Source organism: Arcobacter siniprincipis (SeqCode) (assembly GCF_048571125.1).
Lineage (GTDB): Bacteria > Campylobacterota > Campylobacteria > Campylobacterales > Arcobacteraceae > Arcobacter > Arcobacter siniprincipis.
This window is the reverse complement of the sequence record NZ_CP182343.1, coordinates 2,656,138-2,680,563: the sequence shown is the minus strand read 5'-3', so window position 1 is coordinate 2,680,563 and position 24,426 is coordinate 2,656,138. Positions and strand designations below refer to the sequence as shown.

28 protein-coding genes and 1 pseudogene are annotated in these 24,426 nt (G+C 27.6%); all 29 read left to right on the top strand.

Annotation, left to right across the window (positions count from 1 at the left end; all coding sequences use genetic code 11):
- Position 1 precedes the first annotated feature (1 nt).
- The 29 genes and pseudogenes from ACNI3D_RS13600 (at position 2) to ACNI3D_RS13460 (ending at position 24,422) form a co-directional block, all read left to right on the top strand.
- The gene (locus ACNI3D_RS13600; RefSeq protein ID WP_419767395.1) at positions 2-1,081 is read left to right on the top strand and encodes an NAD-dependent epimerase; all 1,080 of its coding nucleotides are present in this window, start codon (positions 2-4) and stop codon (positions 1,079-1,081) included.
- On the top strand, positions 1,074-2,321 hold the full coding sequence (locus ACNI3D_RS13595; RefSeq protein ID WP_419767394.1) for a nucleotide sugar dehydrogenase: 1,248 nt from the start codon (positions 1,074-1,076) through the stop codon (positions 2,319-2,321). Before ACNI3D_RS13600 ends, ACNI3D_RS13595 begins: the two co-directional genes overlap by 8 nt.
- A 2-nt stretch (positions 2,322-2,323) precedes the next feature.
- Positions 2,324-2,575, top strand: a pseudogene (locus ACNI3D_RS13590) (sugar phosphate nucleotidyltransferase); the annotation flags it as partial.
- Positions 2,576-2,601: 26 nt separating this feature from the next.
- On the top strand, positions 2,602-2,874 hold the full coding sequence (locus tag ACNI3D_RS13585; protein ID WP_419767393.1) for a Rossmann-fold NAD(P)-binding domain-containing protein: 273 nt from the start codon (positions 2,602-2,604) through the stop codon (positions 2,872-2,874).
- A gap of 14 nt (positions 2,875-2,888) precedes the next feature.
- Entirely contained in the window at positions 2,889-3,506 is a 618-nt protein-coding gene (gene cysC, locus ACNI3D_RS13580) for an adenylyl-sulfate kinase (RefSeq protein WP_419768998.1), read from the top strand.
- Between the two features lie 12 nt (positions 3,507-3,518).
- Positions 3,519-4,244, top strand: coding sequence for an adenylyl-sulfate kinase (gene cysC, locus ACNI3D_RS13575; RefSeq protein WP_419767392.1), 726 nt, complete (start codon positions 3,519-3,521; stop codon positions 4,242-4,244).
- Positions 4,244-5,434, top strand: a complete 1,191-nt coding sequence (locus ACNI3D_RS13570; RefSeq protein WP_419767391.1) for a UDP-N-acetylglucosamine 4,6-dehydratase — start codon at positions 4,244-4,246, stop codon at positions 5,432-5,434. Before cysC (ACNI3D_RS13575) ends, ACNI3D_RS13570 begins: the two co-directional genes overlap by 1 nt.
- Before the next feature lies 1 nt (position 5,435).
- Complete coding sequence (locus tag ACNI3D_RS13565; RefSeq protein WP_419767390.1) at positions 5,436-6,362, top strand: glycosyltransferase family 2 protein; 927 nt, start codon at positions 5,436-5,438, stop codon at positions 6,360-6,362.
- A 2-nt stretch (positions 6,363-6,364) separates the two neighbouring features.
- Positions 6,365-7,024, top strand: a complete 660-nt coding sequence (locus ACNI3D_RS13560; RefSeq protein ID WP_419767389.1) for an acetyltransferase — start codon at positions 6,365-6,367, stop codon at positions 7,022-7,024.
- A 2-nt stretch (positions 7,025-7,026) separates the two neighbouring features.
- Positions 7,027-7,836 (top strand): phytanoyl-CoA dioxygenase family protein, encoded by an 810-nt coding sequence (locus tag ACNI3D_RS13555; protein WP_419767388.1) that lies wholly within the window; start codon positions 7,027-7,029, stop codon positions 7,834-7,836.
- Entirely contained in the window at positions 7,820-8,935 is a 1,116-nt protein-coding gene (locus ACNI3D_RS13550; RefSeq protein WP_419767387.1) for a class I SAM-dependent methyltransferase, read from the top strand. The genes ACNI3D_RS13555 and ACNI3D_RS13550 overlap by 17 nt, the downstream gene beginning before the upstream one ends.
- Position 8,936: 1 nt before the next feature.
- Complete coding sequence (locus tag ACNI3D_RS13545) at positions 8,937-9,845, top strand: glycoside hydrolase family protein (RefSeq protein ID WP_419767386.1); 909 nt, start codon at positions 8,937-8,939, stop codon at positions 9,843-9,845.
- Positions 9,842-10,537: a WbqC family protein gene (locus ACNI3D_RS13540; RefSeq protein WP_419767385.1), complete on the top strand. Its 696-nt coding sequence runs from the start codon at positions 9,842-9,844 to the stop codon at positions 10,535-10,537. The genes ACNI3D_RS13545 and ACNI3D_RS13540 overlap by 4 nt, the downstream gene beginning before the upstream one ends.
- Entirely contained in the window at positions 10,534-11,397 is an 864-nt protein-coding gene (locus ACNI3D_RS13535) for a sulfotransferase domain-containing protein (RefSeq protein ID WP_419767384.1), read from the top strand. Before ACNI3D_RS13540 ends, ACNI3D_RS13535 begins: the two co-directional genes overlap by 4 nt.
- Positions 11,391-11,720, top strand: a complete 330-nt coding sequence (locus ACNI3D_RS13530; RefSeq protein WP_419767383.1) for an EamA family transporter — start codon at positions 11,391-11,393, stop codon at positions 11,718-11,720. Before ACNI3D_RS13535 ends, ACNI3D_RS13530 begins: the two co-directional genes overlap by 7 nt.
- On the top strand, positions 11,717-12,037 hold the full coding sequence (locus tag ACNI3D_RS13525) for an EamA family transporter (protein WP_419767382.1): 321 nt from the start codon (positions 11,717-11,719) through the stop codon (positions 12,035-12,037). The genes ACNI3D_RS13530 and ACNI3D_RS13525 overlap by 4 nt, the downstream gene beginning before the upstream one ends.
- 1 nt (position 12,038) lies before the next feature.
- Positions 12,039-12,572 (top strand): acyltransferase, encoded by a 534-nt coding sequence (locus ACNI3D_RS13520; RefSeq protein ID WP_419767381.1) that lies wholly within the window; start codon positions 12,039-12,041, stop codon positions 12,570-12,572.
- Positions 12,559-13,692, top strand: a complete 1,134-nt coding sequence (gene rffA / locus ACNI3D_RS13515) for a dTDP-4-amino-4,6-dideoxygalactose transaminase (protein WP_419767380.1) — start codon at positions 12,559-12,561, stop codon at positions 13,690-13,692. Before ACNI3D_RS13520 ends, rffA begins: the two co-directional genes overlap by 14 nt.
- Positions 13,673-15,256, top strand: a complete 1,584-nt coding sequence (locus ACNI3D_RS13510; protein WP_419767379.1) for a hypothetical protein — start codon at positions 13,673-13,675, stop codon at positions 15,254-15,256. The genes rffA and ACNI3D_RS13510 overlap by 20 nt, the downstream gene beginning before the upstream one ends.
- Before the next feature lie 10 nt (positions 15,257-15,266).
- Positions 15,267-16,403, top strand: coding sequence for a LegC family aminotransferase (locus tag ACNI3D_RS13505; RefSeq protein WP_419767378.1), 1,137 nt, complete (start codon positions 15,267-15,269; stop codon positions 16,401-16,403).
- Entirely contained in the window at positions 16,403-16,978 is a 576-nt protein-coding gene (locus tag ACNI3D_RS13500; protein WP_419767377.1) for a NeuD/PglB/VioB family sugar acetyltransferase, read from the top strand. Before ACNI3D_RS13505 ends, ACNI3D_RS13500 begins: the two co-directional genes overlap by 1 nt.
- On the top strand, positions 16,975-17,973 hold the full coding sequence (neuB, locus tag ACNI3D_RS13495) for an N-acetylneuraminate synthase (protein ID WP_419767376.1): 999 nt from the start codon (positions 16,975-16,977) through the stop codon (positions 17,971-17,973). Before ACNI3D_RS13500 ends, neuB begins: the two co-directional genes overlap by 4 nt.
- Entirely contained in the window at positions 17,970-19,187 is a 1,218-nt protein-coding gene (locus ACNI3D_RS13490) for a GNAT family N-acetyltransferase (RefSeq protein WP_419767375.1), read from the top strand. The genes neuB and ACNI3D_RS13490 overlap by 4 nt, the downstream gene beginning before the upstream one ends.
- Positions 19,187-20,353 (top strand): UDP-N-acetylglucosamine 2-epimerase, encoded by a 1,167-nt coding sequence (neuC, locus tag ACNI3D_RS13485; protein ID WP_419767374.1) that lies wholly within the window; start codon positions 19,187-19,189, stop codon positions 20,351-20,353. Before ACNI3D_RS13490 ends, neuC begins: the two co-directional genes overlap by 1 nt.
- Complete coding sequence (locus ACNI3D_RS13480) at positions 20,350-21,009, top strand: PIG-L deacetylase family protein (RefSeq protein WP_419767373.1); 660 nt, start codon at positions 20,350-20,352, stop codon at positions 21,007-21,009. The genes neuC and ACNI3D_RS13480 overlap by 4 nt, the downstream gene beginning before the upstream one ends.
- Positions 21,006-22,052: a nucleotidyltransferase family protein gene (locus ACNI3D_RS13475; RefSeq protein WP_419767372.1), complete on the top strand. Its 1,047-nt coding sequence runs from the start codon at positions 21,006-21,008 to the stop codon at positions 22,050-22,052. The genes ACNI3D_RS13480 and ACNI3D_RS13475 overlap by 4 nt, the downstream gene beginning before the upstream one ends.
- Complete coding sequence (locus tag ACNI3D_RS13470) at positions 22,053-22,961, top strand: Gfo/Idh/MocA family protein (protein WP_419767371.1); 909 nt, start codon at positions 22,053-22,055, stop codon at positions 22,959-22,961.
- Positions 22,958-23,659 (top strand): acylneuraminate cytidylyltransferase family protein, encoded by a 702-nt coding sequence (locus tag ACNI3D_RS13465; protein WP_419767370.1) that lies wholly within the window; start codon positions 22,958-22,960, stop codon positions 23,657-23,659. The genes ACNI3D_RS13470 and ACNI3D_RS13465 overlap by 4 nt, the downstream gene beginning before the upstream one ends.
- Entirely contained in the window at positions 23,652-24,422 is a 771-nt protein-coding gene (locus tag ACNI3D_RS13460; protein ID WP_419767369.1) for an oxidoreductase, read from the top strand. The genes ACNI3D_RS13465 and ACNI3D_RS13460 overlap by 8 nt, the downstream gene beginning before the upstream one ends.
- Positions 24,423-24,426 lie beyond the last annotated feature (4 nt).

The window sequence follows — 24,426 nt, the reverse complement described above, 5'->3', positions numbered from 1 at the left end:
ATTGAAGATATTAGTAACAGGAACAGCAGGTTTTATTGGTAGTCATTTAGCAATAAAACTGTTAGAACGAGGTGATGAGGTAGTAGGATTAGATAATATAAATGATTACTATGACCAAAATGTAAAATATGGAAGACTACAAAGAACTGGGATAATTGATTCTCTTGAAGATGGTAAAGAAATTCCATATGGTAAATTATTAACATCATCTTTAAATTCAAATTACAAATTTATAAAATTAAATCTTGAAGATAAAGAAGTAATGATGCAACTTTTTGAGCAAGAAAAGTTCGATGCAGTTTGTAACCTAGCAGCTCAAGCTGGAGTTAGATACTCTCTTACAAATCCTGCTGCATATATGGATAGTAATATTATAGGATTTATGAATATTCTTGAATCGTGTAGACATAATAATGTGAAAAATCTATCATATGCTAGTAGTTCATCTGTGTATGGATTAAATGAAGAATTGCCTTTTAGTACTAATCATAATGTAGATCATCCAATATCTCTATATGCAGCTTCAAAAAAATCAAATGAACTTATGGCGCATACTTACTCACATCTTTTTGATATTTCTACAACTGGACTTAGGTTTTTTACCGTGTATGGTCCATGGGGAAGACCTGATATGGCACTTTTCTTATTTACTGAAGCAGCTTTAGAAGGAAAATCAATAGATGTATTTAATAATGGAAATATGCTAAGAGATTTTACTTATGTGGATGATATAGTAGAAGGAGTAATAAGGGTTATTGACAATCCAGCTAAAGCAAATAAAAGTTGGGATAAAAAAGAGCCTTCAACTTCATCTGCACCATATAAAATATATAATATAGGGAATAATAACCCTGTTAAGCTTATGGATTTTATTGAAGCTATAGAAACTAAGCTAGGTAAAAAGATAGAAAAGAATTTTTTGCCGATCCAAGCGGGAGATGTTCCTGCTACTTATGCAGATGTAAGTGATTTGGTTGAGAATTTAAATTACAAACCTGAAACATCGATACAAGAAGGAATTGATAATTTTATTGATTGGTATTTAGAGTTTTTTAATGTGGAGAAAGAAAATAATGAGTGATAAAATATGCGTAATAGGTCTTGGATATGTTGGGCTTCCTTTAGCTCATGCTTTTTCAGAAAAATATGAAGTAATTGGATTTGACATATCTCAATGGAGAATTGATGAATTATCATCAGGTTATGATAGAACATTAGAATTAAATGAAAATCAAGTAAAAGAAGCTTTACAAAATGGTATGAAATTTTCTTTGGATATTAATGATATAAAAGATTGTAATATCTATATTGTTACTGTTCCAACTCCAATTGATAAAAATAAAAGACCTGATCTAACACCATTAATAAAAGCTAGTGAAACAATAGGAAAAGTTCTAAAAAAGGATGATATAGTTATTTATGAATCTACAGTTTATCCAGGAGCGACAGAAGAAGAGTGTGTACCAGTACTTGAAAAAATTTCAAATATGAAATTTAATGAAGATTTCTTTTGTGGATATTCTCCAGAGAGAATTAATCCAGGAGATAAAGAACACACAGTTACAAAAATACTTAAAGTTACTTCAGGAAGTACTACAAAAATTGGTAAAAAAGTGAATGATTTATATGCAAGTATTATAACTGCAGGTACTCATTTAGCTCCAACTATTAAAGTTGCAGAAGCAGCAAAAGTAATAGAAAATTCTCAAAGAGATATAAATATTGCATTTGTAAATGAACTTGCAATAATATTTAATAAATTAGGAATAAATACTAATGACGTTCTTGAAGCTGCTGGTACAAAATGGAATTTTTTACCATTTAGACCAGGATTAGTTGGAGGTCATTGTATAGGTGTAGATCCATATTATCTAACTCATAAAGCACAACAAGTAGGATATAACCCAGAAATCATCCTAGCTGGAAGAAGACTCAATGACAATATGGGTATTTATGTAGCAAATCAAGTAATAAAACTCATGATTAAAAAAGGTCATAAAATAGAAGGTAGTAAAGTTTTAATTCTTGGAATTACTTTTAAAGAAAATTGTCCAGATATAAGAAACAGTAGAGTTATCGATGTCATACGAGAACTACAAGAATTTGGATGTAATATAACAGTTTCTGATTATTGGGCAGATAAAGATGAACTTAAACATGAATATAACCTTGAATTGAATAATGATGTTGATTTTGATGATTATGAAGCAATAATAATGGCAGTATCTCATGATAAATATAAAACTTTAGATTTTACTAATAAAAAACAAATTGTTTATGATATAAAATCTATTTTAAAAAATAGTGATGGAAAGTTATAATAATGACAAACCTGATATTATGCGGAGGGAGTGGCACAAGACTGTGGCCAATAAGCCGAACACTTATGCCAAAACAGTTTGTAAAACTTTTTAATGATACTCCCGAACACAATCTCTTGAAAGATAATTTACCTCGTAAATCACTTTTTCAATTAACAGTTGAAAGAAATAGTAAAGTATGTGATAAAAGTTTTATAGTGTCAAACACCGAACAATATTTTTTAGCATTAGACCAATTGGAAGAAAATTCAAAATTCAAAATTCATCATTAAATATTAATTTGAAGGAAGTTAAAATTGAAATTTGGAGTAGAAGGAAACCAAGAAGAGAGTTTCTTTCTTTTAAAGATATAGATATATCTATAAAAAAACTTGCTGAATTAATTAAAAATAGTATTGGATTTAAAGGTGATTTAGTATTTTATAAAAATAAACCTAATGGTGCAATGTTGAAGTTAACAAATCCTAGTAAACTACATGGATTAGGTTGGAAATATAAGATTGAACTTGAAGAGAGAATTAAAATTATGTATAAATGGTATTTAAATTTATGATTAAAAAGCATGAAATAAACCAAAATATAATTTGGCAAAATCAAAATATTAAAAAAGAAAACAGAGGAATTTTATTAAATCAAAAACCAACAATTTTGTGGTTTACTGGCTTAAGTGCTAGTGGAAAGTCTACTATTGCAAATGCTGTAGAAGCAGAACTTTATAAAATGTGTATAAAAACTTATTTATTGGATGGGGACAATGTACGACATGGATTAAATAAGGATCTTGGTTTTTCTGAAATTGAAAGAGTAGAAAATATAAGAAGAATAGGAGAAGTTAGTAAATTATTTGTCGATGCAGGACTTATTGTTTTAACAGCCTTTATAAGCCCTTTTAAATCAGATAGGCAAATTGCAAGATCTTTGGTTAACTATGACGAATTTATTGAAGTCTTTATTGATACACCTATTAGTCTTTGTGAAAAAAGGGATCCTAAAGGTTTATACAAAAAAGCTAGAGCTGGAGCTATTAAAGATTTCACAGGAATAGATTCACCTTATGAAAAACCAGAGACTCCTCAAATTCATATAAAAACTGATAATCATTCTATTCAAGAAAGTGTTAAAATAATTATAAATTATTTAATTAAGTTTGGATATATAAAGGATAATATTGAGTATTCAATTTAGGAGCTTTAAATAATGCATAAGGATACTAATTTAAGATCAATAATAAAAGGTATTAGTTGGAGAGTACTTGCAACAACTACAACAATAATAATAATTTATATATTTTTTGGAAGGTTAGATTTAGCAATTGTTGCAGGTATAATTGAAACAATTTTTAAAGTAGGTCTTTATTGGGCACATGAGAGAGCTTGGTTTAAAATAAGGTGGGGTAGGAAAAAAATAGAGCCTTTTAATATTTGGTTCACAGGGCTTCCTCTTTCTGGAAAAACTACTATTGCAAATAGAGTTTATGAAGAGTTAGAAAAGCTTGATATTCCAATTGAACGATTAGATTCAAAAGATATAAGGGATGTAATACCTGATATAGGATATACAAGAGAAGATAGAAATAGACATATGTATAGAATAGGACATTTAATAAAAACTTTACAAAAAAATTCAATATCAACTGTTTCTTCTTTTGTGAGTCCTTATTCTGAGTCAAGAAAAGCAATAAGAGAAATGGTTAAAAATAATATAGTAGTGTATGTAAAAGCAGATATTGAAACTTGTAAAAGAAGAGATACCGAAGGTAAATATGAAAAAGCACTAAAAGGTGAGTATAAAAATTTTACTGGTGTTAATGATGTATATGAAGAACCACAGTACGCAGAAATTACAATAGATACAGATAAACTTAGTATAGAAGAGTCTGTTAAAATTATTGTTAAATATATTAGAAGGAATTGTATTAAATAATGGATAAAATATTAAATTTAATAGGAAGAACAAAAGAACTTTTTACAGATGATATTTCAAATAATAATAACAATCTGAAAAAGATAGTTTCATCCTCAACTTTTTTAGTAATTGGTGGTGCTGGCTCTATTGGGCAAGCTGTTACAAAAGAAATATTTAAAAGAAATCCAAAGAAATTGCATGTTGTAGACATTAGTGAAAACAATATGGTTGAATTAGTGCGTGATATAAGAAGTAGTTTTGGATATATAGATGGTGACTTTGCTACATTTGCTCTTGACATAGCTTCTTTAGAATATGATGCTTTTATAAAGCAAGATGGGAAATATGATTATGTCTTAAACTTATCAGCTCTTAAGCATGTTAGAAGTGAAAAAGATCCATTTACTCTTATGCGAATGATTGAAACAAATATTCTTAATACTGATAAAACTTTACAACAATCTATTGAAAATGGAACTAAAAAATATTTTTGTGTAAGTACAGATAAAGCTGCAAATCCTGTAAATATGATGGGTGCAAGTAAACGAATAATGGAGATGTTTGTTATGCGAAAATCAAAACAAATAGATGTTTCAATGGCAAGATTTGCAAATGTAGCATTTAGTGATGGAAGTTTACTTCATGGATTTAATCAAAGAATTCAAAAAAATCAACCAATAGTCGCACCAAATGACATAAAAAGGTACTTTGTAACGCCTCAAGAATCGGGTGAACTCTGTCTTATGAGCTGTATTTTTGGAGAAAATAGAGATATATTTTTCCCAAAATTGAGTGAAAATCTTCATCTAATAACATTTTCAGAAATTGCAGTGAAGTATCTTGAAGATTTAGGGTATCAACCATACTTATGTGAAACAGAAGATGAAGCAAGAGAATTAGCAAAAACTATGCCATCTGAAGGTAAATGGCCTTGTTTATTTACTAATAGCGATACAACAGGCGAAAAAGATTTTGAAGAGTTTTTTACAGATAAAGAAGTTTTAGATATGAATAAATTTGAGAATCTTGGAATTATTAAAAATGAACCTATATTTGATGAAAATAAACTCAATCATTTTGAAACTACAATTAAAAATTTTAAACAAAACTTATTATGGAGTAAAGATAATATAGTAAAAGAATTTTTCACAATGATTCCAGACTTTGGACATAAAGAAACTGGTAAATATCTTGATGGAAAGATGTAATATGAAACTTTCAATAGTAACTACATTATATAAGTCGTCATTATATATAAATGAATTTTATGAAAGAATTTCAAATGAAGCTACAAAAATCACACTTGATTACGAAATAATTTTTGTAGATGATGGTAGTCCTGATGAAAGTTTACAAAAGGCAGTATCTTTATATGAAAAAGATGCTAAGGTAAAAGTGATAGAACTTTCACGAAATTTTGGACACCATAAAGCTATTATGACAGGGTTATCTCATGCTAAAGGAGAATTTGTATTTCTTATTGATATTGATCTAGAAGAAGAGCCTGAATTATTAAGTAAATTTTGGGGAGAACTATATAAAAAGAAAGATATAGATGTAGTATATGGTGTACAAGAAAGTAGAAAAGGTAGTTGGTTTGAGAAATTTAGTGGGGAAATGTTTTATAAAATCTTTAATTTTTTTAGTGGTACTAAAATACCGAAAAATTTTTTAACAGTAAGATTGATGAATCATCGATATGTTTCAAATTTGGTATCTTTTCAAGAAAAAGAAGTTGTTTTTAGTATTTTGACAGTTTTAACTGGTTTTAAAACAAAAGAACTTGTTGTAAAAAAACTAGACCACAGCCCCACAACATATTCAAGTTTTTCCAAAATAAAATTACTTTTTAATGTTATTACGGCATCTTCTTCAAGACCTTTATGGTTGGCTTTTAATTTTGGATTATTTATTACGGTGTCATCATTAGTTTATATTTTATTTCTTGTGTATCGCAAAGTAGTACATAATATAGGAATAGATGGATGGACTTCTGTAATGGTTTCTATCTCTTTTTTTGGTGGAATTATTATTTTATTTTTAGGTATTATTGGTATTTATTTAGCAAATATATTTACAGAGGTGAAGAATAGACCATTAACAATTGTTAAAAAAATCCATAAAGCAGAGGATTGAAAATGAAAAAGTTAATAATATTTGGAATAGGTGAACAAGCAGAAATGGCATATTACTACTTTAAACATGATAGTAGTTATAAAATCACTGCATTTACTGTTGATAAAGAGTACATAGAAAAAGAAACCTTATTTGATTTACCAATTATAGAATTTGGATCAATTGAATCAAAATTTTCAAAAGATGACCATGAATTATTTATCGCCGTTGGCTATAATAAAATCAATAAATTAAGAACTGAAAAATATATAGCTTGTAAAAATAAAGGTTATAAAATCGCTTCATACATTAGCACTAAAGCATCTGTATTTACAGATAATATTGGTGAAAATGTTTTTGTTCTTGAAGATAATACAATACAACCTTATGTAAGAATCGGGAACAATGTAACTTTATGGAGTGGAAATCATATTGGACATCATAGTATTATAGAAGATAATTGTTTTATCACTTCTCATGTAGTTATTTCAGGTGGTTGTAAAATTGGTGAAAATAGTTTTATTGGTGTTAATGCAACGCTTCGAGATCATATTAAAATAGGTAAATCAAATGTCATAGGGGCAGGTGCTTTAATTTTAGGAGATACGGAAGATAATAAGGTATATATGGAAATAGCTACAGAAGCATCGAGAGTTCCGAGTAATAGATTAAGAGGGATATAATTATGAAAGAGAATTTTTATGGAAGACTAAATCAAATTGAATGTAACAGTGATGCTGATTTGTATGTTGAAGAGATTAGAAATGACGGTTTTGTAATCATTGAAAATGTTTTGACTCAAGAAGAACTAGAAAACTATAGAGAAAAAATTGATGAAGTGTATAAAATTCAAGAGAAAGAGTTTGGTTTAGAAAAACTTATTTCCATAAAAGAAAAGAATATGTGCCGCATACCTTTAAAGTATGATGATTATTTTATAAAAATAGCTACAAACAGAATAGTTTTAGAGGTAGTCAAAAAGTTTTTGGGTGATTTTTTCTTATTAAATCTTCAAAATGCAATCATAAATACCCCAAATGAAGAACACCACCAAAGTTCTTGGCATAGAGATTTACCTTATCAAAACTATGTTATATCAAATCCTTTATCAATAAATGCTCTTTTTTGTATAGATGATTTTTCAGTAGAGACTGGGGGAACAATAGTAGTTCCATATACGCATAATGCTGAAATTTTACCTTCTGATAGATATATAGAAAAGCATGCTGTTACGGCTGTTGCAAAAGCAGGATCTGTTATAGTTTTCGATTCAATGCTTTTTCATAAAGCAGGTTATAACTCTTCAAATATCATCAGAAGAGCAGTGAATCATCAGTATCAAATTCCTCTTTTAAAACAGTTCTATGATTTTCCAAAGGTTTTAAATGGTAAGTTTTCGGATGATCCATTTTTAGCTCAATTACTAGGTTATACTTCGGAAGTTCCTTTAGATGATATTTCGTGGAGAAGGAATAGAGTTGCTAAATTCATGTAAGGTTTGTAGCTCAATAGATTTTAATGATGTCTTGAAATTTAAGAAGACAGTATTTAGTGATGGAAATTTGACAGAAAAACCTCTAGTTAAAGAAGAATGTCAGAACTGTGGAACTATAAGAACAAAACTTAATATAAATTTAGAAAAGTTTTACCAAAAGAATTATAAACCAAGTAGAAACATTGATACTGTAGCACTTGTTGATAATGAAGCTATTAATAGAAGTAATTTTGTGTATCAATGGATTGTAAACTTAGTTTCAGAATATAATTTAGCTAAGTTTGAAAATATTTTAGAAATTGGATGTGGTCAAGGCTTTTTGCTTGAAAAGTTTAATAATAAAAATAAATACGGTATAGAACCAAGCGAAGATGCTGTAAAATTAGCTAAAAATATAGCTCAAGTTAGAAATATTAGTTATGAGAAAATTTCAAATGCCGAAAGATATGATTTTATATTTTCTTATTGTGTGATTGAACATATTGAAGACCCTAAATCTTTTTTAAATAAACAATACAATACATTGAGTGTGGGAGGAAAGATGTGTGTATCCTTACCGATTCAGGATAAGTTTAATTATGACTTGTTTTTTGCTGACCATATTCATCATTTTTCTCATGATAACTTTGAAAGACTTTTAAATCATTGTGGTTTTTCAGTTCTTAATTATGAATTAGGAAGAAGGTCTTATACTAATATCGGGATGTATATTTGTAAAAAAGTCGAAAAAAAAGAAATATTATTTGAATATATAAAAAATAAAAACTTAAAAAATATAGATACCATAATCAAAAATATTGACGACATAATTAAAAAATATCAACATAAGCTTTTATATGCTTTTGGATATGGAGAAATTGCAAAAACTATTTTGCCTTATTCAGATTTGGATAAGCATATAATCAACTATATTGATGACTTTAACAATGAACCAAAAGTAATTTCATCTAAAAAAGCAAAACTTTTATTTGAAAACATGGTAGATGTTAATATTATTTTATTAGTAAACCCAGCACATATTCAAAAAATAAAAAGTTTATTTAATGAATTTGATGCTATTAATTTTATAAATATTTTTGAAAATATAGAGGTAGATTAATATGATTTGGAAAAAATTAGGACAAATATATAAATTTAAACAAATAGATAATTATTTATTATCTCATGCCTCAAATCCTCTTGCTGTACATTTAAAAGATGATATTTATAGAATTTTTTTTAGTGGAAGAGATAAAGAAAATAAATCTTCTGTTGGTTATGTGGATATTGATATCCTAAAACAAGATGTTATAAACAGATGTGAAAATGTCATTTTTAAGTATGGAGCAGAGAATAGCTTTTATTCTCATGGTGTAAGTATAGGAAATATGTATTCTTCAAACGGAAAAAATTATATTCAATTTATGGGATGGCAGATAAAAGATGGAGGACATTGGAGAGGTGATATAGGTAGGCTGAAAGTTGATGAAACTTTCGATAGTTTAGAATTAGACCCTAAAGAAGTTTTTATTGGATGTGATGATGAAGATAAAGTGAGTCTTTCTTATTCTTGGATTATGCAAGATGATGGTATTTATAAGATGTGGTATGGCTCAACTATTGATTGGACAAGTGAAAATGATGAAATGATTCATGTTATTAAATATGCCACTTCAAACGATGGTAAGACATGGGAAAAACATGGATTGGCAGTTCCTTATGAGATAGGAGTTGCACAAGCATTTTCAAGACCAACAGTGATTAAAGATGATATGGGTTATCACATGTGGTTTTCATACCGTTCAGGAGATGGGACAAAATATCGTATAGGATATGCTCATAGTATGGATGGATTTGCTTGGGATAGAAAAAAAGATTCTGGAATAGATATTAGTAAAGATGGATGGGACAGTGAGATGATATGTTATCCATTTGTATTTGACCATAAAGGAAAAAGATATATGCTTTATAATGGAAATCAATATGGAAAAGATGGTTTTGGTTTAGCAGTATTGAAAGATATTAAATGAAAAAAGTAGCAATCTTACAATCAAACTATATCCCATGGAAAGGTTACTTTGACCTTATAAATATGGTCGATGAATTTATCCTTTATGATGACATGCAGTATACACGAAGAGACTGGAGAAATAGAAATAAGATAAAAACTCCACAAGGTTTAAAATGGCTTAGTATCCCTGTAGAAGTAAAAGGTAAATATTTTCAAAAGATAAATGAAACAAAAGTTAGTGAAAAAGATTGGGCTAAAAAACATTGGCAACAGATACAACAAAACTATTTAAAAGCAAAATATTTTAAAGAGTACAAAGATATTTTTGAAGAGTTGTATTTAACATGTGATGAAGAGTATTTAAGTCAAATCAACTATAAATTTATAATTGCTATAAATGAGATACTAGGTATTAAAACAAAGATAATATGGTCAAGTGAGTTTGAGCTAGTAGATGGACAAACAGAAAAACTTCTTAGTATTTGTAAAGATTGTAATGCAGATGTTTACATAAGTGGACCTGCTGCCAAAGATTATTTTGATGAAGCGTTGGCAAAAAAAGAAAATATACAAGTAGAATGGATGGAGTATAGTGGATATAAAGAGTATGAACAAATCCATTCACCTTTTGAACATGGTGTTAGTATTTTGGACTTGATATTTAATGAGGGAAATGAGGTTAGAAAATATATGAAGAGTTTTGTAAAATGAAATTAGAGAAAATAGCCTATATTATAGGAATGCCAAGAGCTGGAACAACATTTTTATACCATAATTTAAATAAGCATCCTGATTTGTATGTTCCATTTAGAAGAAAAACCAATTATTTTAGTCTACATAAAGACAAAAATTTAGAATGGTTTTTAGAACATTTCAAAGAAATGAATGAAAACCAAATAGGGATAGATACAGAAACGCTTTATTTTGTAGATAAAAAATTAAAGAGTTATAAAAAAATCAAAGATACTAATCCTAACGCCAAAGTGATGCTTTTCGTTAGGCAACCTGATGAGTGGGTTTATTCTTTTTATAAACAAATAGCTACTTTTGATAAAAATATCTGTTCTTTTGAAGATTTCTTACAGGGTAAGTATACACTTATCGAAGATGGAAAAGAAATTCCTTTTAATATCAAAGATGGCGATATTAAGAATATAATAGAAGACATAAAAAATATTTATGGAGAACAGTTACTTATACTTGATTTTAAGTTATTTAAAGAGAACCCATTAAAACTTTTAAATGAAATAGAATTTTTTTTAAGTATTGATGACTTTTTTAATGAATTTAATTTCCAAAATAAAAAAATTAATGCAAGTGATAGGGGTCATATACCAATTCTGGCAAATTTACTAAGACAGGAATGGTTAATTAATTTATTAAGTAAATTACCTGCAAGCATTGTCAAAAGAATTCGTGTTATGTATGACAATCTTAGTAGCCTTTTTTCTAAAAAAACTAAAAAGTCCAGCAATATTTCTAAAATAGATGAAAATATTTTACTTGCACAAAAATATTTTGAAAAAGATATAGAATATTATAATAATCTATTTAAAGATATTAAATGCTAGAAATAAAAAAAATCGAATTAATTACATTTGGTATTTTTTTACAATCATTTTCATTTTTAAGTATAAAGTATGCTTCTACATATGAAGCATATAGTTTAGTTTTACTAGGTATTGCGTTTATATTTATTGTATCGAGAGCATATATTTGGCAGATTGTTTTAAAACACAATGAGCTATCAAGAGTATATCCATTTAACTCTTTGGTGCAGGTGCTTATATTTGTATATGCGGTTATATTCTTTGAAGAAAGTGTAAATTTATGGCATGTGCTTGGATTGGGATTAATGATGATTGGTTTATACATTATAGGTAAAACAAAATGATAAAAGTTTTTTTAATTAGTACTTTTTTAATTTTAATTAATACAATTGGTCAAATATGCTTAAAACAAGCAACTTTGGCAAAAACAAAAAAAATAATATATCTTATTTTAGGATATTCCTTGTTTGTAATGGCAATTATTGTTTCTTTTTACTTGATGAAGATTATAGAATTAAAATATTTTACTGTTATTATGAGTTTAATATATTTGACAGTATTATTAGCTTCAACATATATATTTAAAGAGTCATTGGATAAAAATAAAATTATAGGAACTATTGTAGTTATGGTAGGTATTATAATTTTTATAGGAGGTTAATTTGATAAGTTTCAGAAGAGTACTAGTAAGTACATATAGTTGTATTTTTAATTTATTTTACATGGTATTGGAGTTATTACCATTTGTTATAAAATATCCAATCTATAAAATAATTTTTAATAAAATAGGTACTGATTTTCATATAGATTTTAAAACATACTTTAGGTATCCTAGTCAAATAACTATAGGTTCTAATGTAAGCATAAATAGAGGATGTAGCTTTTATCCAGGGTATAAAATAAAAGAGGCAACAATTACTATTGGTGATAATGTTGCAGTAGGTCCTGAAGTGACTTTTTTTGCAGCAGGACATGATGTAAATGATATAAAACTCAAAGATACTGGTGCTCCTATTATAGTAGAAAATAATGTGTGGATAGGCGGACGTTCTATTATTTTGCAAGGAGTTACTATTGGAGAAGGTGCAATAGTGGCAGCAGGAAGTGTAGTTGCAAAAAATGTAGAACCTTATACTATAGTTGGTGGGATACCTGCAAAATTTATAAAAAAAAGAGGACTTAATGATACCTTTTAATAATCCACCATATACAGGCAATGAAGAAAAATATGTATTAGAATCAATGAAAAGTAGCAAAATTTCAGGTGATGGAGAGTTTACAAAAAAGTGCCACAAATGGTTTGAAGAGAAGCTTGTTTGCAAAAAAGTACTTTTGACTACATCTTGCACTCATGCACTAGAGATGGCTGCTATTTTGCTTGATATACAAGAGGATGATGAGGTCAGAATGCCATCATATACTTTTGTAAGTACTGCAAATGCTTTTGTTCTAAGAGGTGCAAAAATAGTGTTTGTAGATATACGACCAGATACTATGAATATAGACGAAATAAAAATAGAACAAGCAATAACTAATAAAACAAAAGCTATAGTAACTGTTCATTATGCAGGTGTGGCATGTGAAATGGATACTATCATGAATATAGCTAATCGTCATAATCTTTTTGTAGTAGAAGATGCAGCACAAGGAATGATGAGTAGTTATAAAGGTAAAGCGCTTGGAACTATTGGACACTTAGGAGCTTTTAGTTTTCATGAAACAAAAAATTACACAAGTGCGGGAGAGGGTGGACTTCTTATTATTAATGATGAAAAGTTTATTCAAAGAGCTGAAATAATAAGAGAAAAAGGTACAAATAGAAGTTTGTTTTTTCGTGGAATGGTAGATAAATATTCGTGGGTAGATATAGGAAGCAGTTATCTTATGAACGATATTAGCGCAGCATATCTTTGGGGAAATCTAGAATGTTCAGAAAAAATTAATCAAGACAGGGTACGAAGTTGGAACAATTATTATGATGGTTTAAAGCAATTAGAAATAAAAAGTTTAATTGAACTACCAATAATTCCGAATAATTGTACTCAAAATGCACATATGTTTTATATTAAAGTTAGAAATCTAGGTGAAAGAACTACATTGTTGTCATATTTAAATCAAAATGGAATAAATGCAGTTTTTCACTATGTACCACTTCACATAGCACCAAGTGGAATGAAATTTGGAAGATTTGATGGGAAAGATGAATTTACTACTATTTTAAGTGAAAGATTAATAAGGTTGCCTATGTACTATGGGTTGAAAAGTGATGAGATTAATAAAATTTGTGGAGTTGTGAATGAATTTTTTACTAAGTGATAAGAAAAGTATGCTGATACTATTTATTATTTATTTAGTAACAAATTCTTTTTTTTTATTAAATTATAATGGGATTTATTGGGATGATTGGGGTTTACATAATCAAGAATATAGTACGATAGAAAATATGTATGTTAGTGTATCTGGTTATTTAGGATATTTAAATATTTTTATACAGGATTTATTTTTTAATATAAATGGAGGAATTTTTTTAAGTAGGTTATTGACTTTTGTCCTGTTTTTTCTAAATGCAGTTATGTTTATTGAGATTCTAAAGAAATTTCAAATAATTAGTGAAATAGAACGATTCTTTATTGTAATATTTTTCTTAATTGCACCACTAAATAGTGCCAAAATTGCTGTTATTAATTTTCCAGCTGAGTTAAGAGTATTTATTTTCTTTTTTAGTTTTTATTTATTGAGTAAGTATTTATTTATAGATAGCAGAAAATTATATTTACGCATAGTAATTCTTTTTTTATTTATCATATCTTTTACTCTACCTTCATTACTAGTGTTTTACGCATTAGTTTTGATATATATTTTTTATAACCTCTATGACATAAAATTAACAGTTTTGAAGAATTTTATTTTATTTATTAAAACTAATATTGATTTTATCTTTTTACCAATTATTTTTTATGTTGTTAAATTAATTTATTGTATGCCAACTGGTATATATCAAGGATATAATAAAATTAACATAGAAAATATTTTAAATTTAGATAATTATTATCACACTTTTTTATGGAGTTTTATTGAACCTATTAACCTTTCAATGCAAAATATATCATCTTTGATTATAGTTGCTTTTGTCGTGTTGTTGCTTTTGTCGAACGCATTCTCACGACAAAATAACGATATGAATAAAAAAGATATTTACTTATTGACCTTTGGTTTTATTGTCTTTTTTTTAGGAGCTTTTGCTTATTTAGCGGTTGGAAAAATCCCTACCTTAAATGATTGGGAGTCAAGATTTCAAGTGTTATTGCCTATAGGGTTTAGTTTTATTTTATATTATGGAATTCAAATTATTTCAAATTTATTAAACTTTAAAGTAGTGATTAAATATTTTTTATATTTAATTTTAATTATTTCTTTTGTATCCTTTCATTTAAAAGAACAACTTAAATATAATATTGATTGGTTTTATCAACAAAGTATTATTGAAAATTTTAAAATATCTGGGCAAATTGTTCAAAATAGTACATTTATTGTCGAGAATGAACTGTATTTTAAACTAGCAAAAAGTAGAGCTTTAAGATATTATGAATTAAATGGGATGTCAAAAGATGCATTTTCTAAAGATGATAAATTATTTGTGTCAAATGAGAATCAAATAACTTTATTAGAAGATTTGAAGATTCAAAAAGAAATGAATTATTCTTTATGGGTAAAAGAACCTCCTATTTATTTTAAAATGAAAGTAAATCCAAATGTCCCTTTTAATAAAGGACAAGTTCAAACTCTAAAATATTTTTTTATGTTAAAATATTTAGAAATATTTAATCAAACACAATTTAAAAAAGAAATTAAAAATTTAGTTTTTTTTGAATTCAAATAAAGTAGAATATATGCAAAAAACTGTTGATTTTATTAAAGCTACATTTAGTACTAAAGAATTTATACCTCTTCACGAGCCAAGATTTATTGGTAATGAAAAAAAATATCTCAATGATTGTATAGATTCTACGTTTGTATCAAGTGTTGGCAAATATGTAGATACTTTTGAAAAAGAGTTTGCAAAAACTGTGGGAAGTAAATATGCCATTGCGACCGTAAATGGAACTGCTGCTCTTCATATTTCTCTAATATTAGCAGATGTAAAAAGAGAGGATGAAGTTATTACCCAACCTCTTACGTTTATTGCTACTTGTAATGCAATTAGCTATATTGGAGCAAAACCCATATTTATAGATATTGATCTAGATACTATGGGATTAAGTCCTGATTCTTTAAAGTCTTTTTTAGAGAGTAATTGCAAAATTCAAGAGAATCAATGTATTAACATAACAACAGGCAAAATTATAAAAGCATGTGTTCCGATGCATACTTTTGGACATCCTTGTAAAATAGATGAGATAAAAGATATTTGTGACACATGGAATATTGTATTAGTTGAAGATGCAGCTGAGAGTTTAGGGTCATTTTATAAAAATAAGCATACAGGAACATTTGGAAAAGTTGGAGCTTTTAGTTTTAATGGGAATAAAATTATAACTTCAGGTGGTGGTGGAGTTATCGTTACAGATGATGAAGCATTAGCTAAAAGAGCAAAACATATCACAACAACAGCGAAAATTCCCCATCCATATGAATATGTACATGATGAAATAGGATATAATTACAGACTTCCAAATATCAATGCTGCTCTTTTGGTTGCGCAGTTAGAACAGTTGGAAAGATTTTTAACTTCAAAAAGAGAATTAGCAACAAAGTATAAAGATTTTTTCATAACAAATAATATAAATTTTATTGAAGAACCAAAAAATTCTAAATCAAATTATTGGCTTCAAGCTGTTTTATTAGATGATATTACTCAAAGAAATGAATTTTTAGAGTTTACAAATAAAAGCGGTGTAATGACAAGACCTGTTTGGAAACTTATGAATGAACTTGAAATGTTTAAAGATTGTCAAAAAATAGATTTAAAAAATGCAAAGCATCTTGAAGAAAGAGTTGTGAATATTCCTAGTTCGGTGATCTTATAATGAAAGAAAAAATAGTTCTTATTGGTGGTGGTGGACATTGCCATAGTGTTATTGATGTCATAGAACAAGAGTGTAAATATGAAATTTTGGGAATTGTTGATAAAAAAGAGTTATTTGGCAATAAGATTTTAAATTATGAAATAATTGGATCTGATGATGATTTGGAAACTATTTTTCAAACTTGTAAAAATGCAATAATTACGCTAGGGCAAATAGACTCAAACCACTTAAGAGTAAAATTATTTAATCAATTAAAAGAAATAGGTTTTAATTTGCCTATTATTATTTCTCCTTTAGCTTATGTCTCTAAACATTCATCTATAGATGAAGGAACAGTAATTATGCATAATGTTTTAGTTAATACAAATGTAAAAATAGGAAAAAATTGTATAATCAATACAAAAGCTTTACTAGAACATGATGTTGTGGTAGGAGATAATTGCCATATTTCAACAGCTAGTGTTATTAATGGTGGCGTAAAAGTAAAAGAAAATACCTTTTTTGGAAGTAATGCTACTTCTAAACAAAGTATTGAAGTTAGTGGATTTATAAAAGCGGGGAGTGTTGTTAAATGAATAAAGTGTTTATAATTGCAGAAGCAGGTGTAAATCATAATGGTTCAATTGAACTTGCAAAAAAGCTTATTGATATGGCTTGTGAAGCTGGCGTTGATGCTGTTAAATTTCAAACCTTTAAAGCAGAAAACCTAGTAAGTAAAAATGCACAAAAAGCTGAGTACCAAAAACAGACTACAGATAGTGAAGAATCTCAGTTTGATATGATAAAAAAGTTAGAGCTAGATGTACAAATGCACAAAGAGCTAATCACTTACTGTAACAATAAAAACATAATGTTTTTATCAACTCCTTTCGACCATGACAGTATAGAACTTTTAAATGATTTAGGTTTAATAATATTTAAAATTCCAAGTGGTGAAATAACAAATCTTCCCTACTTAAGACACATCGGAAAACTAAACAGAACAGTCATACTCTCTACGGGTATGGCAGGTATCGGTGAGATAGAAGATGCCTTAGATGTTTTGATAGAAGCAGGAACAAAAAAAGAGAATATTACAGTTCTTCATGCAAATACTATGTATCCAACTCCTATGGAAGATGTAAACTTAAAAGCTATGGTAACTATTGGAAACAGTTTTGATATAGCGTATGGATATAGTGACCATACTTTAGGGATAGAAGTCGATATTGCAGCAGTTGCAATGGGGGCAAGTTGCATAGAAAAACATTTTACTTTAGATAAAACTATGGAAGGTCCTGATCATAAGGCAAGTTTAGAACCAGATGAATTAAAAGCTATGGTAAAAGCTATAAGAAATATAGAGTTAGCTCTCGGGAGTAGCATTAAAAAACCATCAAAGAGTGAAATCCCAAATATGCAAATAGCTAGAAAATCTATAGTTGCTAAAACTGATATAAAAACAGGTGAAATTTTAACAGAAGATAAAATTACTATAAAAAGACCAGGCAGTGGAATAAATCCTATGAGATGGGATGAGATAGTTGGAACTATCGCAAAAAAAGATTACAAAGAGGATGAAATTATATGAGTAAATCATTAGTTTTTAATAAAATTCCACTTGAAGAAATTGAAATTGGGATGAGCGTAAGTTATTCTCAAACTATTACTGATGCAGATATAAAATCATTTGCTGGGATTTCAGGAGATAGAAATGCAGTTCACTTAGATGAAAATTATGCTAAAAGTTCAAGGTTTAAAAAAAGAATAGCACATGGGATGATGACAGCTTCTTATTTTTCTGCTCTATTTGGTACTAAGATTCCAGGAGAGGGTTGCGTATATACTCATCAATCATTAAACTTTAAAAGACCTATTTATATCAATGATACAGTTGAGGCAATAGTTACAGTAACTAATGTAGATATAGAAAAAAGAAGAGTAAAATTTAAAACTGTATGTAAAGTTGATAATAAAACTGTTACAGATGGTGAAGCAGAACTTTATGTTCCTATTGAATTTAATAAGATTATTATTAATGATAAAAATGAATTATTAAAATATAAGTCAGAAATTTTTGAATTATTTGAACATAGTTTTGGTAGTAAGATGGATGAAAAGCTTTGGAAATGGGCATATATAAATAATCCAAATGGAAATCCTATAGTTTCACTTTATTTTAATGGAAATAAACTTGTAGGACATTATGCAGTAATTCCTATGAAATTTATTTATAATCAAAAAAATTTAAATGCAGTTTTATCAATGACGACAATGGTAGATTTAGCATATAGAAAATATGGTATTTTTATTGAACAAGCAACTGAAGTTTATGAAAAAGCAAGTGAGTTAGGTTATAAATTTGTATGTGGTTTTCCAAATAAAAAATCAGCTCCAGGATTTAAAAAACGATTAGGGTGGACGCTTGAAGAAGATTTATATGTGGCTAGTTTCTCTTATGATGAATTACAACAAATAGAGAAAAAGAATTATTCAGATTCAATAATTTTCAATACTCAAGATAAAAAAAATATAGAGTGGAGACTATCTAAACCAAACCAAAATTATTTTAAAAAGAGTAATAATATTCTAAAAAAATTTGAAGATAATTATGATATAGTTTTTAATGGTATTGATTTTTCAAATCTTGATAATGATAAGAAATATAATTTATTGATAGATCATAGTTTAAATAAATATTTAGATAAAAAAGAGTTTGATTACATATTTGGATATAGATTATTTGATACTTCTTTTAATGGTGTTAGTTTTAAAAAAGATTTAATCATATCGGATGTGTTCTAATGAAAAAAATATTAGCTTTTAGTTCAATTCGTTCTGATTATGATTTGATGTCGCCACTTTATAAATTACTTGATGATGATGAAGATATTGATTTTAAGATTATAGTAAGTGGTGCTCATCTGTCTCGTAGTTTTGGTTATAGTGTAGAACAAATTCGAAAAGATGGATTTGATATATTACTTGAAATTGAAACACTTTTGAGTTCAGATACAGGGCTTTCAAGAGTTAAGAGTGCAAGTTTACTACTTCAAAATAGTTTAGAAACTATTGCAAAATTTAATCCAGATTTAATGATATATGCTGGTGATAGAGAAGATGTATTAATGTACTCTATGGTTGGAGGCTATTTACATATACCAACAATTCATGTCTTTTCAGGAGATCATGTAGAAGATGGATATATTGATAATCCTATTCGACATGCAACATCAAAATTATCAACCGCTCATTTTGTAACACTAGAAGAACATAAAAAAAGATTAGTTCGTATGGGAGAAGATTCAAATAGAGTTTTTGTAACTGGAAATATTTCTTTAGATAAGTTTGTTTCTTATAAACCTATTTCTAAAGAGAATATAAAAACTTATTTTAACTTATCAGAAAATTTTCAAAATTTTTCATTAATGATTTTTCATCCAGTAACTGAAGAAATAGAAAAAGTTGATGAATATTTTGATAATATTTTAAAAAATTTAGAAGAAAAAAATATTAATACATTTGTTAGTTATCCTAATGTTGATCCTGGAAATAATAAGTTATTAAAAATCATTGATAAATATAAAGACAATAAAAATTTTGTATTTTATAAAAATTTAGAAAGAGATCTTTTTATGTCTATATATAAACATTCTAAATTTATAATAGGTAATTCATCCTCTGGTATTTGTGAAGCAGCAAGTTTAAAAATACCTGCTATAAATGTTGGACTTAGACAAACAGGAAGATTTTCTGATAAAAATGTTATTTTTTGTGGAACAAGTTATGAAGATGTTAGTAATAGTATTGAAAAAGCAATTTCAATAGAATTTATGAATAGTTTAACTGAATTGAAAAATTCTTATGGTGATGGGAATAGTGCAAAAAAGGCTTATGAAATAATAAAATCGAAAAATTTTAAATCAATGATAGCAAAAACTGAAGATCCTTTAAAAGTGGAGTTGATATGAAAAACAAAGTTTTAATTATAGCTGTTCATCCCGATGACGAAACTTTAGGGTGTGGTGGAACACTTTTAAAACATAAAGCAAATGGTGATGAAATACATTGGCTTATTTGTACAACTATTGATAAAAAACATGATTATTATGAAACAAGAGAAAAAGAGATAGAACAAGTTTCAAAGCTTTATAAGTTTGATACTGTATATAACCTTAGGTTGAAAACTATGCAAGTTGACGAATACTCAATGAGTGAATTAATAAGTAAAATATCTAAAGTTGTAAATGAAATAAAACCAACTATTATTTATCTTCCTTTTAAAGGTGATGTTCACAGTGATCATAGAAAGATCTTTGAATCTGCTTATAGTTGTACTAAATCTTTTAGATATCCTTTTATAAAAAAAATTTATATGATTGAAACACTTAGTGAAACTGAGTTTGCTCCAAGTACTAAAGAGGATACTTTTATACCAAATTTTTTTGTAGATATTAGTGAATATTTAGAAGAAAAAATAAAAATAATGAAAATTTTTGAAAGTGAAATTATAGATCATCCTTTTCCAAGAAGTGAAAAAAACTTACGTGCTTTGGCTACATTAAGAGGAGCTACCTCTGGGTGTGAATATGCTGAATGTTTTGTCCTTTTAAAGGAAATTTCATGAGAGATATAGAAAATTTAAAATTGAATATAAATTCTACAATAAAAGAAGCTTTAGAAATCATAGATAAAGCAGCTATGCAAATAGCTCTTGTCATTGATGATAGTAATAAGCTATTAGGAACTTTAACTGATGGAGATATAAGAAGAGGATTGTTAAAAGGTTTAGATTTAAATAGTTCTATAAATACAATAGTTTATAAAACACCAACAGTAGCAAATATTAGTGATACAAAAGAAGAAATTTTAAAACTTGCACTTTCAAAAAAACTTCATCAAGTACCAATAATAGATAATGATGGGGGAATAGTAGGTATTCAAGAAATAGAAGAACTTATAAAGCCTAAAAATAAAACTAATAAAGTAATTCTTATGGTAGGAGGTTTAGGAACTAGATTAAGACCACTTACAGAAAATACACCAAAACCTATGTTAAAAGTTGGGAATAAACCTATTCTTCAAACAATAGTAGAAAAGTTTGCAGAATATGGGTATACAAATATTGTGATGTGTGTTAATTATAAATCTTATGTTATTCAAGATTATTTTGGTGATGGTAGAGAATTTGGTGTAAATATAGAGTATATACTAGAAGAACAGAGAATGGGAACAGCAGGAGCTTTAAGTCTTTTAAAAGAAAAACCTACTGAACCTTTTTTTGTGATGAATGGTGATTTACTTACAAATGTGAATTTTGAACATTTACATGATTTTCATATAGAAAATAATGCTATAGGGACTATGTGTGTAAGAGAGTATGATTTTCAAGTTCCTTATGGAGTAGTAAATATGAATGGAAGTAAAATTTTATCAATTGAAGAAAAACCAACACATAGTTTTTTTGTAAGTGCAGGTATTTATATGTTAAGCCCTGATGTGCTAAAATACATACCTAAAAATGAGTTCTATGATATGCCAACACTTTTTGAAAAGTTCATAAGTGAGAATAAAAATACTATATCTTTTCCTCTACGAGAATATTGGCTTGATATTGGAAGAATGGAAGAGTACAAAAAAGCAAATGATGAATATAATGAGGTGTTTTAATTGAAGGTTTTAATTATAGGTTTTGGTTCTATTGGAAAAAGACATTATGATGTTTTATCCAAATTTTCTCAAATAGAATCAATTGATTTAATTACCAAACAACAAATCAATAATATACAATCTTTTAAATTTTTAGAAGAAGTTGATAATATAAATACATATGATTATTTTGTAATAGCAACACAGACAAATAAACATTTTGAGCAATTGAAATATCTTGAAGAAAATGTTGAAAATAAACTGATTTTTTGTGAAAAACCACTTTTTGAAACGAAAAAGAATTTGCTTATCAAAAAGAACAAAGTTTTTATTGGCTATGTTCTTAGATTTCATCCTTTGTTGAAAAAGTTAAAAACTTTTTTAGAAGATGAAACGGTTATTAAAGTCAATGTAGATTGTGGTCAGTATCTTCCAACTTGGAGACCAAATATCAATTATAAAGATTGCTATAGTGCAAAAAAAGAAGAAGGTGGCGGGGTATTACTTGATTTAAGCCATGAGATAGATTATGTGCAATGGCTTTTTGGTAAAATTACAGCGATTAAAAGTTATCAAGTAAAAATATCAGATTTAGAGATAGATTCCGATGATTTAACGATGTTAATAGGAAAAACAAATAAGAATGTATTTGTTAATGTATCAATGGATTATATAAGTAAATTTACTCACAGAAGAATACTTGTGGATACACTCAATGGCAGTTATGAATTGGATTTTATAGCCAATGAACTGCTTACAAAAAATAAAGCTGGATTAGAAGAAAAGTATGATTTTCCCAATTTAGAAAGGAATTATTTGTTTGAACAAATGCATACCTCTATTTTGACTCATAATCAAAATATTTGTGATTATCAAAATGGCTTAGAAGTTATGGATACAATCTCAAGGATACAGGAGCAAAATAGGTGAAAAATGTATTATGTACGATTTGTGCAAGAGGTGGTTCAAAAGGTGTTAAAAATAAGAATATTAAAGAGTTAAATGGTAAACCACTTATTGCTTATACCATAGAGCAAGCAAAAGCTTCGGGGCTTTTTGAACATATAGTTATAAGTACGGACAGCGATGATATTGCAAATGTTGCAAAACAATATGGTGCAGAAGTGTTCTTTAAAAGAAGTCATGAAATGGCAAGTGATACAGCAGGAAAGCTTGATGTAATCAAGGATGCTTTTAAAAGAAGTGAAGAGTACTACAATACAGAGTTTGATTATTTGATAGATTTAGATGCAACAGCACCATTGAGAAGTATAGACGATATAACTGATTCTTTTAATCAGTTTAAAGAAAATGATAATGATAACTTGATAACAGCAATGCCAAGTAGAAGAAGCCCATATTTTAATCTTGTAGAACAAGATAAAAATGGGAAAGTTTATCTATCAAAAAAATTAGATAATGCGGTAGTGCGAAGACAAGATGCTCCTAAAAGCTATGATATGAATGCTTCAATTTATATATGGAAGCGAGAAGTTATTTTAAATGAGAGTTCACTGTTTTTAGACAATACAGGATTATATGTGATGCCTGAAATTAGGTCTATTGATATAGATACAGAGTTAGATTATAAGTTTGTAGAGTTTTTGATGAAGGAAAAAAATGCTTAAGGATAAAGTAGTAGTTATAACAGGTGGTGCTGGACTTATTGGTAAAGAATTTGTAAAAGCTATTGTAGAAAATGGTGGGATAGCTATCATAGCAGATATCAATGAAGAGATAGGATTAAAAGTAAAAGAAAATTTATCAAAAGAGTTAAATAATAATACTATTGACTTTGTAAAACTTGATATTACTTCTAAAGAATCTTTAAATGAATGTATTCAATATTTGGATAGTAAATATAGTAAAATAAATGCTTTAGTAAATAATGCATATCCAAGAAATAAAAATTATGGAAGACATTTTTTTGATGTTGAATATGAAGATTTTGTACAAAATTTGGGATTAAATCTAGGAGGATACTTTACGTCTTCTCAACAATTCGCTCAATATTTTAAGAAGCAAGGTTATGGTAATATTATTAATATTAGTTCTATTTATGGTGTCGTTGCACCAAAATTTGAAGTGTATGATAATACTCCTATGACAATGCCTGTAGAGTATGCAGCAATAAAATCAGGACTTATTCATCTTACAAAATATATGGCAAAATATTTTAAAGGTATGAATATAAAAGTCAATGCTTTAAGTCCGGGTGGTATTTTCGACCACCAACCAGAAGTATTTTTATCAAAATATAAAGGACAATGTTTAAATAAAGGTATGTTGGATAAGAGCGATTTAAAAGGAACATTGGTTTATTTACTTAGTGATATGAGTAAATATCTTAATGGTCAAAATATCGTTGTAGATGATGGGTTTAGTTTATAAAAGG